Origin of the sequence: Gluconacetobacter johannae (assembly GCF_014174305.1) — a bacterium.
GTDB classification, from domain to species: Bacteria; Pseudomonadota; Alphaproteobacteria; order Acetobacterales; family Acetobacteraceae; genus Gluconacetobacter; species Gluconacetobacter johannae.
Window position 1 is genome coordinate 74,267 of the sequence record NZ_JABEQH010000004.1, and the last position, 13,953, is coordinate 88,219.

Annotated in this window: 12 protein-coding genes; 6 read left to right on the plus strand and 6 right to left on the minus strand. The window is 65.4% G+C overall.

Annotated features, from left to right (window positions below):
* Nucleotides 1–4 precede the first annotated feature (4 nt).
* The 3 genes from HLH21_RS03875 to wbaP form a co-directional block, all read right to left on the minus strand.
* A complete protein-coding gene (locus HLH21_RS03875) occupies nt 5–478 on the minus strand; it encodes a hypothetical protein (protein ID WP_246379181.1) in 474 nt (157 codons plus the stop codon).
* Between the two features lie 19 nt (nt 479–497).
* A complete protein-coding gene (locus HLH21_RS03880; protein ID WP_182941505.1) occupies nt 498–2,720 on the minus strand; it encodes a GumC family protein in 2,223 nt (740 codons plus the stop codon).
* A 74-nt stretch (nt 2,721–2,794) separates the two neighbouring features.
* Nucleotides 2,795–4,132, minus strand: a complete 1,338-nt coding sequence (gene wbaP / locus HLH21_RS03885) for an undecaprenyl-phosphate galactose phosphotransferase WbaP (RefSeq protein ID WP_246379187.1) — start codon at nt 4,130–4,132, stop codon at nt 2,795–2,797.
* 522 nt (nt 4,133–4,654) lie between these two features.
* On the opposite strand from wbaP, the gene HLH21_RS03890 reads away from it, so the two are divergent.
* The 4 genes from HLH21_RS03890 to HLH21_RS03905 are packed head-to-tail and all read left to right on the plus strand — an operon-like array spanning nt 4,655 to nt 9,388.
* Nucleotides 4,655–5,968 (plus strand): outer membrane beta-barrel protein, encoded by a 1,314-nt coding sequence (locus HLH21_RS03890; protein ID WP_182941507.1) that lies wholly within the window; start codon nt 4,655–4,657, stop codon nt 5,966–5,968.
* A gap of 26 nt (nt 5,969–5,994) precedes the next feature.
* Entirely contained in the window at nt 5,995–6,579 is a 585-nt protein-coding gene (locus HLH21_RS03895) for a polysaccharide biosynthesis/export family protein (RefSeq protein ID WP_182941509.1), read from the plus strand.
* 56 nt (nt 6,580–6,635) lie between these two features.
* Nucleotides 6,636–7,835 carry a glycosyltransferase gene (locus HLH21_RS03900; protein ID WP_246379189.1) on the plus strand — a complete coding sequence of 400 codons (1,200 nt, stop codon included), beginning with the start codon at nt 6,636–6,638 and terminating at the stop codon, nt 7,833–7,835.
* Nucleotides 7,836–7,894: 59 nt separating this feature from the next.
* Entirely contained in the window at nt 7,895–9,388 is a 1,494-nt protein-coding gene (locus HLH21_RS03905) for a hypothetical protein (protein ID WP_246379190.1), read from the plus strand.
* 74 nt (nt 9,389–9,462) lie between these two features.
* Here HLH21_RS03905 and HLH21_RS03910 read toward each other — a convergent pair whose 3' ends face one another.
* The 3 genes from HLH21_RS03910 to acuR all read right to left on the minus strand — a co-directional run bounded on the left by HLH21_RS03910 (nt 9,463) and on the right by acuR (nt 11,481).
* The gene (locus HLH21_RS03910) at nt 9,463–9,615 is read right to left on the minus strand and encodes a hypothetical protein (protein WP_182941513.1); all 153 of its coding nucleotides are present in this window, start codon (nt 9,613–9,615) and stop codon (nt 9,463–9,465) included.
* A 193-nt stretch (nt 9,616–9,808) separates the two neighbouring features.
* A complete protein-coding gene (gene acuI, locus HLH21_RS03915) occupies nt 9,809–10,786 on the minus strand; it encodes an acrylyl-CoA reductase (NADPH) (protein WP_182941515.1) in 978 nt (325 codons plus the stop codon).
* Between the two features lie 2 nt (nt 10,787–10,788).
* Nucleotides 10,789–11,481: an acrylate utilization transcriptional regulator AcuR gene (gene acuR / locus HLH21_RS03920; RefSeq protein WP_182941517.1), complete on the minus strand. Its 693-nt coding sequence runs from the start codon at nt 11,479–11,481 to the stop codon at nt 10,789–10,791.
* 152 nt (nt 11,482–11,633) lie between these two features.
* Between acuR and HLH21_RS03925 the strand changes: the two genes are divergently transcribed.
* Complete coding sequence (locus HLH21_RS03925; RefSeq protein WP_182941519.1) at nt 11,634–13,076, plus strand: NAD-dependent succinate-semialdehyde dehydrogenase; 1,443 nt, start codon at nt 11,634–11,636, stop codon at nt 13,074–13,076.
* 7 nt (nt 13,077–13,083) lie between these two features.
* Complete coding sequence (locus HLH21_RS03930) at nt 13,084–13,908, plus strand: nitroreductase family protein (RefSeq protein WP_182941521.1); 825 nt, start codon at nt 13,084–13,086, stop codon at nt 13,906–13,908.
* Nucleotides 13,909–13,953 lie beyond the last annotated feature (45 nt).

A 13,953-nucleotide genomic window follows, 5' to 3' on the forward strand; every position in this document is an offset into this window, starting at 1 on the left:
CAGGTCAGAAAACCCCGACGCTGACGATCGCGACGTTTTGGGCGGCCATGCGGCTGATCTGGGTGGCGCGGGCCACGGCGGCGGTCGAACGTTTCGCGGACTGGTGGCAATAGTTGCCTTCCAGGCCCAGATGCAGGCCGTAGCGCGCATTGACGGTCCTGCCGAACCGTCCGCTATACGCCCTGGCCGCCATGAAGGAGCCCGTGCCGAGCCGGGTCACGTCGCTGACATACAGGGCGCCCCCTTGCGGGACGCTGCACCATATGACCGTGGGCGGGCGCACCGGATGGGCCGCCATGTCCGCGGCCGGGTCGTCCTGTGCGGCGGCCGGACGGCATGTTGCTGCGGCAAGGAGGGCAAGGCCGCACAGTACCGTCGCGCGACACGCCGTGCGGATCGTCACCTGGCGGTCGATGGGGGACGCGGATTGCATGAAGGTCTCCGGCCTGCCGTTATCGGGCGCCTGTTGGTTGCTCATCGCCCCGATGCCTTCCGCCCTACGATGTCAGCAGGCCGTACTGGCTGTAGACGCCGAGTTGCCGCTTTTCGGACCCTTCCAGCCCGCGCGACGGCACCTGCGTCAGCACGCCGCCCAGAACGCGGGCGTCGTAGGCGTGCAGGATCCGCATGCCTTCGGCCAGAGCCGACGGCGCCGTCAGCCCCCATTTGACGACCATCACGACACCATCGGTCTGCTGCGCCAGCACGGCGGCGTCGGGGAAGGCCAGGACCGGCGGCGTATCCAGGATAATCATGTCGTAGTGCGGCGAGAACTGCGCCAGGATCCGGCTGAGTTCCAGCGGCGAGACCATCGCGCAATTGCGTTCGTTCCTGGGGCGAAGGGTCAGGATATCGACCCCCGGCAGGACGTCGCGCATCAGCCCCCCGGCCGCGGGGTTGAGCGGAAGGGTGTTGTCGCCCGGCCGGTCCGACCTGCCCACGACCGCAAGAGCCGAAGGATTGCGTGTGTCGCAGTCGATGACCAGCGCGCGCTGCAGGTCCCGGCCCGTATTGGCGGCCAGGGACACGGCGAAGGTCGTCTTGCCTTCTCCGGGGTTGGCCGACGTGACGAGCACCACCTTGGCCCGGAAGCGGCTGTGGCCGAAGCACAGGATACTGCGAATGGCTTCGATGGTCTCGACATAGGCCGAGGACGTCCCGCCCGAGCGGTAATGTCGCGCCAGGCCGCCGCTCAACGCCGGGACCAGGCCCAGGGTGAACAGTCCAGGCACCGAATCAAGCTGGGACGTGCTGCGGATGCCGTTGCGGATCCGGTCGATCACCAGGGCGGCCCCCGTACCCAGCATCAGTGAAAACAGGGCCGCGATGGCCATGTATTGCGTGCGCGGCGGCCCGGAGACGCCCAGGGGGGTCTCGGCGTGGGAAATCAGTTCGGCCTCGGGTTCCTGCAACTGCGCCTGCGTCGATGTCTGTGCGAAGCGTCCCAGATAGTCCTGATAGACGACCCGCGCGGCGTTGGCCTCGCTGACCAGCTGGCGCAGGCCGACATTCGCCTGGTTTTCGCTGGTGACCTGGCGCTGCAAGGTGTCCACCGCCCGGCTTAGCGCCGCGACGCGCGCCTGGGCGGCGCTGACGTCCTTGGCGACGCTGTCGGCGATCCTGGCGGTTTCCGTGCCGATCTGACGTTGCACCTGCGCCTCGGCCGCCTGTGCGGCCTTCAGTTCGGGATTGCCGTCCAGATAGGTCTGGCTGAGGGTGGCGACGTGGCTGCTGAGCTGGGTGTGCTGGGTCTGGAGCTGCTGGACCAGCGGGGCCGCCACGACTTCAGGAAGGCTGCCCAGCGTGCCGTTGCGCGCGGCTTCGCGGACTTCCATGTAGCGCGAGCGCTTTTCCTCCAGAATCCCCTGCGCGACGGTCAGTTCCTGGTTCATCTGCATAAGCTGCTGGTCGGCGACGGTGGACATGTCCACGCCACCGCCGCCGGGGCCGGGCTGCTGTTCCATGCGGGCCGAAATCAGCCCGTTCTGTTCGCGGAATGTCTCGACCGCCTGCTCCGCCTTGCGTAGCCGTTCGCGCAGGGGCACGATCTGGTCGTCCAGAAGGGCATTGGCCCGCCAGGTCGCCGCGACCTTCATCTGGCGCCGGAAATTGAGATAGACGTCGGCATAGGCGTTGGCGATTCGCGCGCTGGAGATCGGGTCGCCGGTCTTGGCCGTGATGGTGATGATGTAGGATCGTCCGTCATTGATGACATTGACCATGTTGGTCAGCATCAGGGCCGTGATCTGAAGACGCTGGGCCGGCGTTATGGGTTTTGCCGGCGGGGGCGGATGGCCCACCATCGTCGACAGGGCGTTCATGATCTTTGCCTTGAGGGGAACGTGCTCAAGCGCTTCCCGGAATTCGGGATCGTCCACCAGATCAAGCTGCTTTGTCACGGCGGTCGCGATCGACGGGCTGCGGAGGATGCTGACCTGGGTATTGATGGCCACCATATCGACATCGGCGCCCGAGGTCGTGGCCTGCAGGTCCCGGAACGGCGTCTGCCGTGTTCCCAGCAGCAGAACGGACGACGCAGTGTAGTACGGCTTCATCTGTTCGATTGCGAACCCGGCCGGAAGGCTGATCCCCAGGGTTATCAGGGCAACCGTCAGACGATGGCGGCCCAGGGCGCCGAACACCTGCGTTGGGGAGGCCTGCTGAACCCCGGAACGGTCTGCCGGCAGGCCACTCAGTGACGCGAGCTGGAGCTGGTTCATGGCATGGTCCTTCGCATCAGGGCAAAAGGGAATGTCAACGGATCGGATCGTCAAAGCGTCGTGCGGGGCGGGTCCTAGCGCGCGCCGCTCTGGAACAGGACGGCGGGCACGGTCTTGGCCAGGATGACGACATCGTTCCACAGGCTCCAGTTCCTGACATACCAGTTGTCCAACTGCACCCGTCGCGGATAGGACGTGTCGCTGCGGCCGCTGACCTGCCACAGGCCGGTGATGCCGGGACGGATCGCCTGATAGTATTCTATGTCGTCACCATAATGGTCCTGCTCGGCCTCGACGATCGGCCGGGGGCCGACGAGACTCATTTCCAGGCGCAGAACGTTCAGAAGCTGCGGCAGTTCGTCCAGGCTGGTCTTGCGAAGGAAGTGACCGATCGCGGTGATCCGCGGATCGTTCGTCAGCTTGCGCGACGCCGCCCATTCCGCCGCCGCCTGGGGGTCGCGCGCCAGAAGGTCCGCCAGGATATGGTCGGCATTCTGCGCCATCGAGCGGAATTTGAGGCACCGGAAGGCGCGCCCGTTCCGGCCGATACGAAGATGCCCGAACGTCGCGGATCCCCCGTCGAGCCGGACGAGCACGTAGAGTATGACGAAAAGCGGCAGCGTCAGCAGCAGAAGGATGGACGCCACGGTGACGTCGAATGCGATTTTCGTCGCCCGATGGAAGGGCTGGTCCAGGCTGCTGCGGAACGTCAGCATCATGGTATCGTAGCTGAAATAGCACAGGCGTTCGTGCTCGAGGGGAACGCCGACCATCTGCGGCACCAGCGAGAACGGCACCCGTCCGCGCGTGACGCGGGAAATGACCGCGCGCCCCGTATCGTCGTTGGCGTCGACCGCCAGGACCAGACGCGCCGCGCCGTAGCGTGTCAGCAGGACGCGCGCCAGATGGGCCGGCGCCACGCGCAGCAGCGTATCCGACGAGACGCAGCCGACCGACCGCAGGCCGGGCAGGCGCTCGCTGGAAAAGGCCTCGACGGTGCGGGCGCATGTCTCCGGATTTCCGACCAGCAGAACCGGCAACTGCCATACCCCGAAGAAATGCAGGATATTTTTGGCAGCCTGCCGGAATGAAATGGCCAGGATGGAAAACAGCGTCCATTGTTCGATCAGCGGCAGGGCCGGGCCCGTCGGCCACAACAGGAACCAGATCCCCGATGTCGCCACCAGCACCGCGCCGGCCGCCGCGATGACCTGCGGTACCTCGCTGAGGAACGGAAGGCGGTCGCGGTAATGACCCTTCCTTGAAAAATAAACGACCAGGCCGAAAAACATGAAGATGGACAGCCATAGTCCCCGGGATTCGGTCATGGGATCGTGCGAGGCGACGTGCCATACGGACATCATGTGGCTGGTGGCGGTCGCGATGGCGAATGCCATCACGTCGCCAAGCATCAGCGCGTATATCGACAAATAACGAAAAGACGGGGCATGCGATGGAATCAGCGGCTGAGGCACGTCGGTGGCAGGAATAGTGCTGCCTTCTGTCCGGGCGGCCGCGTTCGGCATTCCAATAACGACGCTGGAAGTCTGCGTGGACATAATACATCCCCGTATTGAAATATGAAAATATTATAAAAATTTCCAAAAAAACGGAGAAAAAATAAAAAAATATCAAATATAGCAGAACCAGGCCATATTTTTGAGCGTTATTTAAATTGTTCGACGGCGATCAATATATATCGTGTGATCCGAACGGCCTATACGCAGGGTATTCGTTAAAGTTTCATGTCAGTTCGTAATAAAATTAAGAACATGGACGGGCAAGAAAACACGATAATGTGATGATATCGGGGGGTGGCGGGATTGCAAATAAAGCTGGCGAAACGGGATATGGTTTCTCTACATAGAAACAGCGTTTCCAATAAAAAAATACAATTCTGGAAAACAATAAACCGACACATTGCAAGGCTTCCGGTGCGCACAACCTTACCTGTCAGCCTGGGTCTGATCGTCATTGTTCCCCTGCTTCTGCCGGATATCGCGTCCGCTCAGATCGTCGATGCCTATTTCCCCCCCCTGGGGACGGGCTTCGGCGACCTGACGACCGAGCCGGAGCAGATACGCACACTTGAACATTATGCGCCGCAGGGCCTGCGGTACGGACCCGTCCGCTTCGATGCCAGCGCTACCGAAAATGGTGGCTATGACAATAATGTCAGCCGTCTGGTGAACGGGCGCGGCAGTGCCGCCTTTGTCACCAGCGGCAGGGCGGCGGTCGTGGCCCAATGGCAGCACGACCAGGTTCACGCCGATCTGGGTGTCGACGATTATCGTTTTGTCTCCCAGTCCATCCAGAACCGCACCAACTGGACGGCCGCGGCAGGGGGTATTCATGATTTCGGGCACGACCAGCTTGGTTTGGCGTACACACATCTGTCGCTTGTCCAGACGCCGGTGAACCTTGGCGCCCTCGGGCTGAGCCAGCCGGTGCCTTACCAGTTTGACAATGTCAGGCTCAGCTACACGGCTACGACCCATGGTCGTCTCAGCTTCATCCCCGAAGCCCAGCTCAGCCAGTTTCATTTCGACCAGATCACGCCGTCGGAGGTGCAGATCGACCAGAGCTACCGCAATCGCGCGGTGATTACCGAGGGCATTACCGGGCGGTATGATGTGGCGGCGGGCCAGCAGATCCTGGTTGTGCTGCAGGGAATCGAGATCCGGTACCTGGATGGCACTCCGGGACTTCCGACCCGCGATTCGAATGGTGCGTCGGGAATGGTGGGCATGGATTTCGGCCTGTCCGGACCGATCCGTTTCCGCGCGCTGGTCGGATATCAGACCAGGCTGTACCGTGCAGCTCTGTTCGGTCAGATTTCGACCCCGATGGCCGAGGCCGAGCTGTCATGGAGCCCGACGCGGCTGACGATGGCGACCCTGACGGTTCGCCATGGAATCGAGGACAGCGCCTTCGAGAATGTCGTGGGCTTTACCTATACGTCCGCCCAGATCGGGGTGCGCCATGCCTTCAGCCGCAATATCGTGCTGACGGCGCAGGCCGGCCTTCAGCAAGCGGATTATTCCCAGACGCCGCAAGCCCTGAACAATACCGTCCTGACCCAGGTGGGGGCGAGCCAGGCGGTCTATACGGTCGGGGCCGGGGCGGAATGGCTGATGACCCGCCATATCGGTTGGACGTTCAATTACATCTTTTCCAGCCTGAACACGGTAGGAGCGGGGAACGTCCCCGACCATACCGTCATGCTCGGCCTGCGCTTCTCGCTCTAGCCCTCATAAACGGGAGCATACCAAGAATGCTGACGACCTGTCTCATGCGCCGTCGGTTCGCCGCCCGGACTGCCCTTTTCGGCATGGTGGCGATCGTGGCCGGGTGCTCGCCTGGCGCCGATCTTCAACCGCTGACGCCCTACGATCCGAACCAGTACAAACTGGGCGTCGATGACCAGATCAGGGTCATCACCTATGGACAGGACCAGTTGACCTCGGACTTCCGGGTCGACAGCAACGGGAAAATCGCCTTCCCCCTGACCGGCGCGCTGCAGGCCGAAGGGCTGACGACGGCCCAGTTCGCGGCCGAGATCGCCGCCGCGCTGGAAAAGGCGCGCATGGTGCGCGAACCCCATGTGTCGGTCGAGGTGACGTCGTACAGGCTGGTTTCGATTCTGGGCGAGGTGGCGCGTCCCGGCCAGTATCCCTACCAGCCTTTCATGACGATGCTGACGGCGGTCGCCGCGGCGGGCGGATTTACCTATCGCGCCCTGGAACAAAGGGCCTATGTCGTGCGTCAGGAAGGCGATCATACAGTCGTGGGGCGCCTGGCGCCGCATGATTATGTCAAGCCGGGTGACGTCATCAAGATCTACGAACGCCATTTCTGACCGGCGCCGGAGAGCCACCCGATCGGACGTGACATTGGGGGTGTATCATGACGATCATGCAGCCTGATCCAAACGTTGCGCCTGTCATGAAGGTGGCGATCGTTCACGAATGGCTCGAGCATTTTGCCGGATCCGAGCGGGTGGTTGAGCAGCTTCTGCTTGTTTTTCCACAGGCGGAACTGTTTGCCATCGTCGATTTCATGCCGGCGTCCGATCGGGGCATGCTGGCCGGGCGCAAGGTCACGACCACCTTCATCCAGCGGTTGCCGTTCGCGCGGAGGCTGTTCCGGAATTATATCGGCCTGATGCCCATCGCGGTGGAACAGCTCGACCTTGCGGGGTTTGATCTGATTATTTCCAGCAACCACGCCGTGGCCAAGGGGGTTATTACCGGTCCGGACCAGATCCACGTCAGCTATGTCCATTCGCCCATGCGCTATGCCTGGGACATGCAGGCCGCCTATCTGCGGCAGGGGGGGATGGAGCGCGGCCTGAAAGGCCTGTTCGCGCGCTGGCTGCTGCATCGGCTGAGGAACTGGGACGTGCGATCGGCCAGCGGCGTCGACATGTTCGTCGCCAATTCCCACTACATTCGGCGTCGCATCCGCAAGGTGTACCGACGCGAAGCCGCCGTCATCTATCCTCCGGTCGATATCACCCGCTTTCAGGTGGTGCCGGGCCCGCGCGACGCTTATGTCGTGGTGTCCCGTCTTGTACCGTACAAGCGCGTCGATCTGGTGGTCGAGGCCTTCCGTCGGATGCCGCATCGCACACTGGTCGTGGTGGGCGACGGCCCCGAGCGGGAGCGCATCGCGGCCCTGGCGTCAGGTGCGCCGAACATCACGATGCGCGGCAAGGTGCCGCATGATGAGTTGCTGGCGCTGATGCAGGGCGCGCGCGCGTTCGTCTTCGCGGCGGAAGAGGATTTCGGGATCGCGATGGTCGAGGCCCAGGCCTGCGGCACGCCGCTGATCGCGTTCGGGCGGGGGGGCGCGCTGGACATCGTGCGTGGCGTGGGGGATGCCGGCGGCCCCACGGGCCTTTTGTTCGACTGCCAGACGTCGGACGCGATTGTCGATGCGGTGGAACGGTTCACGGTGCTGGCGCCGTTGATGACGCCGGAATTGTGCCGGGCGAACGCACTGCGCTTTTCGGAAGAGGCATTTCGCGATTCGATGCGCGGACTGGTGGAACAGGTCCTGTCGGACGACTCCCGCGCTGCCCGGACGCAACCGGCGACCCGGGACAGCGATTGACCATGGTGTAACCCTGTCCCTTTTTCCCGGGGCCTTTTTCATGACTGGAGGCCGCCACCATGGCTGTTCCTTTCGCCGGCCTGCTTCTTTTCCCGCTCTGCCTGTTATTGTGGACGCGGCCCTACACGGTGCTGCAGATCCTGATGGTGGCCGCTGTCTTTCCGGCAGCGGCGGCACTCATCCTGGCCGGGCAGGGGGTGCAGCCGCCCCTGGTGCCGGGACTTGCCTTCATCTCTTACGTGCTGCTGCAGCGCATGCTGGGGGTGCGCTATCCCGGTGACCGGATCACATGGTGGCTCTGCCTGCCGTTCGTGCTGACCGCCGCCTGGACGATCATGGGATCGGTCGTGATGCCACGGCTGTTCATGAACAGCGTTCTCGTCTGGCCGCAGAAAAACGATGCCGTCGGCGAGCAGGTCCTGCTGCAACCCAGTTTCGGCAATGTCTCCCAGGATATGTATCTGCTGATTAATGTCACGCTGATGGTGACGGCGGCGGGATTCCTGACTCGTGGGGATATCCGCATCGATCGGCTGTATCGCGCCTATCTTTTCAGCGGCTGGGTGGTCTGCGTGATCTGTTTCTGGCAACTGGCGTATCGGCTGGCGGGCGTGCCGTTCCCGGAGACATTCCTGTATTCCAATCCGGGATGGGCCATTCTGAGCGGACAGATGGCGGGTTCGGTTCCCCGCATCAATGCCTCGTTCAGCGAGCCTTCGGCCTGTTCGACCTATCTGGCGGGGATCCTGTATTCGCTCCTGTGGATCACGCTGCAGGGGTATCGCCTGCCGATGGCGCGCCTGTTGATCGCGTTCGCATCCATCGCCCTTCTCTGCACGACGGCGACCACGGGCTTCGTCACGATGGCGGTGGGCCTGCTGCTGCTTCCCGCGGCGGCCCTGGCCACCGGGTCCATCCGGCTGGCGGGGCGTTTCGTTCGTTTTGTGGTAATCGGCGCCGCGGTTGCGGGGTGCGGGCTGCTGGTCGTTGTGACCGTGGCCCCGCAGTTCGCGCCGGCCGCGCGGTTCGTCCTCGAATCGACCCAAAGCAAGCGTGATTCCCAATCCTATCAGGAACGGTCGCAGACCGACGCCGATGCCCTGGCCGTGGTGCCGCAGACCTATGGGCTGGGTGCGGGGTGGGGCAGCACCCGCGCATCCAGCCTGATCCCCGGCCTGCTGTCGGGGATTGGCGTCGTCGGCGTGATCGGGTTGCTGATATTCGACTGGCGCCTGGTGCGCGAAGCCATGGCCGCGCGACGTCTGGTTCCGGCCTGTCCCGAGAGCCTGGTCATTGATGGGGGACTGGCGGCATTAGCCGGGCGGCTGGTCGCTGCTTGCGTGTCCGGACCCACGATCGGTGCCCCGGATTTCTACCTGATGATGGCGCTGGTGATCGCCGCGATCGCCCGCATACGGGTATGGGCCCGCGTGAACGGCAACGCGCATGGCCAGCGGGCGTTCGTCACGGCGGCGACGATGCCGATCCAGGCGGAAGGCGACGGGGGACGGATGGGCGGGCGTTTCACCCCCGAACTGTCACCGGAGCGATAGCAATCATATTTTAATTTTTAAGTCGCCGTCTATCCGGAACGCACCGTCCCGGCGGTGCGTTGGTCAGCCGGATTTCAGAATATGACGAAGCCGAGGATGATGAGGATCCAGAGGCCCACCCCGATCACGACGGCGCGGACCAGCCCTCGTGCCGGCCGCAGACCGTCCACTTCGGTCGTCGGCGAATAGATGGGTGCAGCGACGTCCTGCTTGCTTGGTTCTGACATGGTTCCGGTCTTGTCCTGTCGTTCCACACGCTCCGACCACGGTGGATAACGCAGTATTCCACTTTAAAGGCGGAATGATACCCCTGTCTTATATTCATCATGGAGCGCTTGAACACCCTTATTGGGCACGGGGCGCGGGTTATGCAAGCCCGTCGGGCGACGTGGCGCGTTGGCGGGACCGATCCGGCGGGGGCTACAGGGCGACGACGATCCGTCCGCGTATCCGGCCTTCCAGGAGGTCGCGGGCGGCGGGGATGACGTCCGACAGGGCGATCTCCTGCGTCATCGTTTCCAGTTCCGTGGGGTTCAGGTCCTGGGCCAGGCGCCGCCAGGCCTCCACCCGCTCGGCGCGCGGACACATCACGCTGTCCACGCCCACCAGCGTCACGGCGCGCAGGATGAAGGGGGCGACGGTGGCGGGAAACGCCATGCCGCCCGCCAGGCCGCAGGCGGTGACGACGCCCCGATACTGCATCGCCGCGCAGACGCTGGCCAGGATCTGCCCGCCCGCGACGTCCACCGCCCCGGCCCAGCGCGCCCGTTCCAGCGGGCGGCCGGGATGCGACAGGCTGTCGCGGTCCACGATCTCGGCGGCGCCGAGGGAGCGCAGGTAGCTCTCCTCCTCCGGCCGGCCGGTGACCGCCACGACACGGTAGCCCAGGCGCGACAGCAGCGAGACGGCGACGCCGCCGACGCCGCCGGATGCCCCGGTCACGACGATGTCCCCCGACGCCGGGCTGACGCCGTGGCGTTCCAGCGCCATGACGCACAACATGGCCGTATAGCCGGCTGTTCCGATGGCCATGGCCTGCCGCGTGGTGAAGGCGCCTGGAAGCGGCACCAGCCAGTCGCCCCGCACCGCGGCCTGCTGGGCCAGGCCGCCCCAGTGGCTTTCGCCCACGCCCCAGCCGTTCAGCACCACGCGGTCGCCGGCGCGATAGTCCGGATGGCCGGATTCGGTGACGACCCCCGCCAGGTCGATGCCCGGCACCATTGGAAAGCTGCGGACGACCGGGCCGCGGCCGGTGATCGCCAACGCGTCCTTGTAGTTGAGCGAGGAATATTCGACACGCACCCTGACGTCGCATTCCGGCAGGCGCGCCGGTTCGAGCGAGCGCAGCGCCGCGTGATAGCCGTCGGCGTCCTTCTCGATCAAGATCGCCCTGAACATGGTCATTCTCCCGAAACAGATCGTGCGCGGGCCCCGACCGCCGATGCGCCCAGGCCCGCGATGAAAACCTTCTCGAACAGACGCAGCGGGACAGGCCCGCGTTCCAGCTTCGCGCGCAGCACCGCGCCCTCCCACCCGATCCAGAAGAAGGCGGCCAGATCCGCGCAGGACGATCCGGGGGCGATGTCCCCCGCGTCGCGGGCCAGGCGCAGGCAGTGCGCCGTGCGCGCCTGCCAGCCCAGCAGGACGTCGTGCAGGCGCTGGCGGAACGATTCCGGCAGCGCCCCCATTTCCTGGCCCAGGTTGCCGACCAGGCAGCCCCGCCGGTAGGCATGCCGGGCCATGCCGGCGCAGGCATCGTCGATCATCGCGCGCAGCCGATCCAGCGGCGCGCGGGCGTCGTCGGACAGGAAGCGCTCCAGCCGCCGGTCGAAATAGGCGGCGTAGCCGTCGATCAGCCGCAGGCCGAACGATTCCTTGCTGTCGAAATAATGATAGAACGACCCCTTGGGCACGCGGGCGATCTGCAGGATCTCGTCCAGGCCGGTGGCCACATATCCCTTTTCGGTCAGCAGTGCGATGCCCGTGCGGATCAGCAGGTCGCGCACGTCGTCACCGTCGCCCGGCGCGCGCGGCGGACGACCGCGCCGGCGGGAAAGGGGAGGCGTGACGAGGCAGGCCGGGTCGTCGGACATGGCGATTTATTGGACCGATCGTCTTTTAAAATCCAGTGTCGTTCGCGTGAGGCAGGCAGGCTTTGACCCGGGCGGGCCGTTCAGGCAGGGTTCGCCCCGGCCCGCGATGCCGGTAGCCTGCCTTTTTCATTCGCAGTTATGGAGAGCCTGTCGTGCCCCACTATCCGGATACCCTGCTGTTCATCGACGGACAGTGGACAGCGTCGGGGGACAACCGCTTCATCGACGTGGTGAATCCCGCGACCGAACAGGTGATCGGGCGCGTGGCCCATGCGGGCCAGCCGGAACTGGCGGCGGCGGCGGCGGCGGCCCAGCGTGGTTTCGCGGTCTGGAGCCGCATGTCGGTGTTCGATCGCTACAAGATCATGCGTCAGGCCGCGACCCTGTTGCGCGCGCGCGTCGACACCATCGCCCCGATCATGACCATGGAGCAGGGCAAGCCGGTGGGCGAGGCGCGGATCGAGCTGCTGGCGGCCGCCGACACCATCGACTGGCTGGCCGAGGAAGGACGCCGCGCCTATGGCCGGCTGATCCCGTCGCGCGCCCCGGGCGTGACCCAGGCGGTGATCCGCACGCCGGTCGGCCCGGTCGCCGCGTTCTCGCCATGGAATTTCCCGGTCAACCAGGTGGTGCGGAAGGTCGGCGCGGCCCTGGCGACCGGCTGTTCCATCATCGTCAAGGCCGCTGAGGAAACGCCGGCCTCGCCGGCCGAACTGATTCGCGCCTTCGCCGACGCGGGCGTCCCGCCGGGGGTGATCGGCCTGGTCTACGGCACCCCGTCCGAGATTTCGGAAACGCTGATCGCCCATCCGGCCATCCGCAAGGTGACGTTCACCGGGTCAACGGCGGTGGGCAAGATGCTGGCGGCGCTGGCGGGGTCGCACATGAAGCGCGCGACCATGGAACTGGGCGGCCACGGGCCGGCGATCGTCTGCGCCGATGCCGATGTCGAGCTGGCGGCGACCACGCTGGCGGCGGCCAAATTCCGCAATGCCGGGCAGGTCTGCGTCTCGCCGACGCGCTTCCTGGTCGAACGTCCGGTCTTCGGCCGTTTCGTCGAACGGTTCGCGGCGCTGGCCGCCGCCCATAAGGTCGGTGACGGGCTGGAGTCCGACACCACCATGGGGCCGATGGCCAATGTCCGGCGCATCGACGCGATGGAATCGCTGATCGCCGATGCCACGGCCAAGGGGGCCGAGATCGTCACCGGTGGCCATCGTGTGGGCAACGCGGGCTATTTCTTCGCGCCGACGGTGCTGTCCGGCCTGACGGGCGACATGCGGATCATGAACGAGGAGCCGTTCGGCCCGGTGGCGCTGATGTGCCCGTTCGACACGCTGGACCAGGTGGTGACCGAGGCGAACCGGCTGCCCTACGGGCTGGCGGCCTATGCCTTCACCGGGTCGGGCCGCACGGCGGCGCGGCTGCGCGACGAGGTGCGGACCGGCATGCTGACCGTCAACCATCTGGGCCTGGCCCTGCCCGAGGTCCCGTTCGGCGGGATCGGCGATTCGGGATACGGGTCGGAAGGCGGCACCGAGGCGCTGGAGGCCTATCTGGACACGCGCTTCTTCACGATGCGCGAATACGCCTGAATCCGGCATGACCGACGATGTGATCGCAGGCCTCTGGACGGCGCGCTACCGGACCGCGCCGCCCGACGGCGTGCCATCCGGGGACGATGTGCTGCGCCACCTGCTGTCGCATCGCTCGGTCCGCGCCTACCGTCCCGATCCGCTGCCCGACGGCGCGCTGGAGGCCGCGGTGGCGGCCGCGCAATCGGCCTCGACCTCCTCCAACCTCCAGGCCTGGAGCGTGGTGGCGGTCGAGGACCCGGCCCGGCGCACCCGTCTGGCGGCCCTGGCCGGCGGGCAGGCGCATATCGTGCAGGCGCCCCTGTTCCTGGCCTGGCTGGTGGATCTGTCGCGCCTGTCGCGGCTGGGGGCGGCCCGCGCCCATGCCACCGACGGGCTGGATTATCTGGAAACGTTCGTCGTGGGTGTGGTGGACGCCGCCCTGGCGGCGCAGAACGCGGCCGCGACCTTCGAATCACAGGGGCTGGGGATCGTCTATATCGGCGGGTTGCGTAACCATCCGGAACAGGTGGCGCGGGAACTGGAACTGCCGGGGCGGACGATGGCCGTGTTCGGCATGTGTGTCGGTCATCCCGATTCCGACCGGCCGGCCAGCATCAAGCCGCGCCTGCCGCAATCGGTGGTCCTGCATCGCGAACGCTACGGCATGGCGGACGAGGCCGCGGGCATTGCGGCCTATGACCAAAGCGACGCCGCGTTCCAGCGTGAACAGGGGCTGGCGCCGCGCGCCTGGTCCGACGCCATGGTCCGCCGGGTGGCCGGACCGGAATCGCTCAGCGGCCGTGACCGGCTGCGCGACGCGCTGGCGGCGCTGGGCTTTCCGCTGCGCTGACGCCGCTTGTCAGGCCCGCCCTGTCCGGCGGGCGGGCTTGACGCG

Excerpts from the sequence above, each read along its gene's own strand:
- HLH21_RS03910 (WP_182941513.1), bottom strand. The coding sequence starts at position 9,615 with ATGTCAGAACCAAGCAAGCAGGACGTCGCTGCACCCATCTATTCGCCG.
- HLH21_RS03880 (WP_182941505.1), bottom strand. The coding sequence starts at position 2,720 with ATGAACCAGCTCCAGCTCGCGTCACTGAGTGGCCTGCCGGCAGACCGT.
- HLH21_RS03905 (WP_246379190.1), top strand. The coding sequence starts at position 7,895 with ATGGCTGTTCCTTTCGCCGGCCTGCTTCTTTTCCCGCTCTGCCTGTTA.
- HLH21_RS03900 (WP_246379189.1), top strand. The coding sequence starts at position 6,636 with ATGCAGCCTGATCCAAACGTTGCGCCTGTCATGAAGGTGGCGATCGTT.
- acuI (WP_182941515.1), bottom strand. The coding sequence starts at position 10,786 with ATGTTCAGGGCGATCTTGATCGAGAAGGACGCCGACGGCTATCACGCG.
- HLH21_RS03895 (WP_182941509.1), top strand. The coding sequence starts at position 5,995 with ATGCTGACGACCTGTCTCATGCGCCGTCGGTTCGCCGCCCGGACTGCC.
- HLH21_RS03930 (WP_182941521.1), top strand. The coding sequence starts at position 13,084 with ATGACCGACGATGTGATCGCAGGCCTCTGGACGGCGCGCTACCGGACC.
- acuR (WP_182941517.1), bottom strand. The coding sequence starts at position 11,481 with ATGTCCGACGACCCGGCCTGCCTCGTCACGCCTCCCCTTTCCCGCCGG.
- wbaP (WP_246379187.1), bottom strand. The coding sequence starts at position 4,132 with ATGCTTGGCGACGTGATGGCATTCGCCATCGCGACCGCCACCAGCCAC.
- HLH21_RS03875 (WP_246379181.1), bottom strand. The coding sequence starts at position 478 with ATGAGCAACCAACAGGCGCCCGATAACGGCAGGCCGGAGACCTTCATG.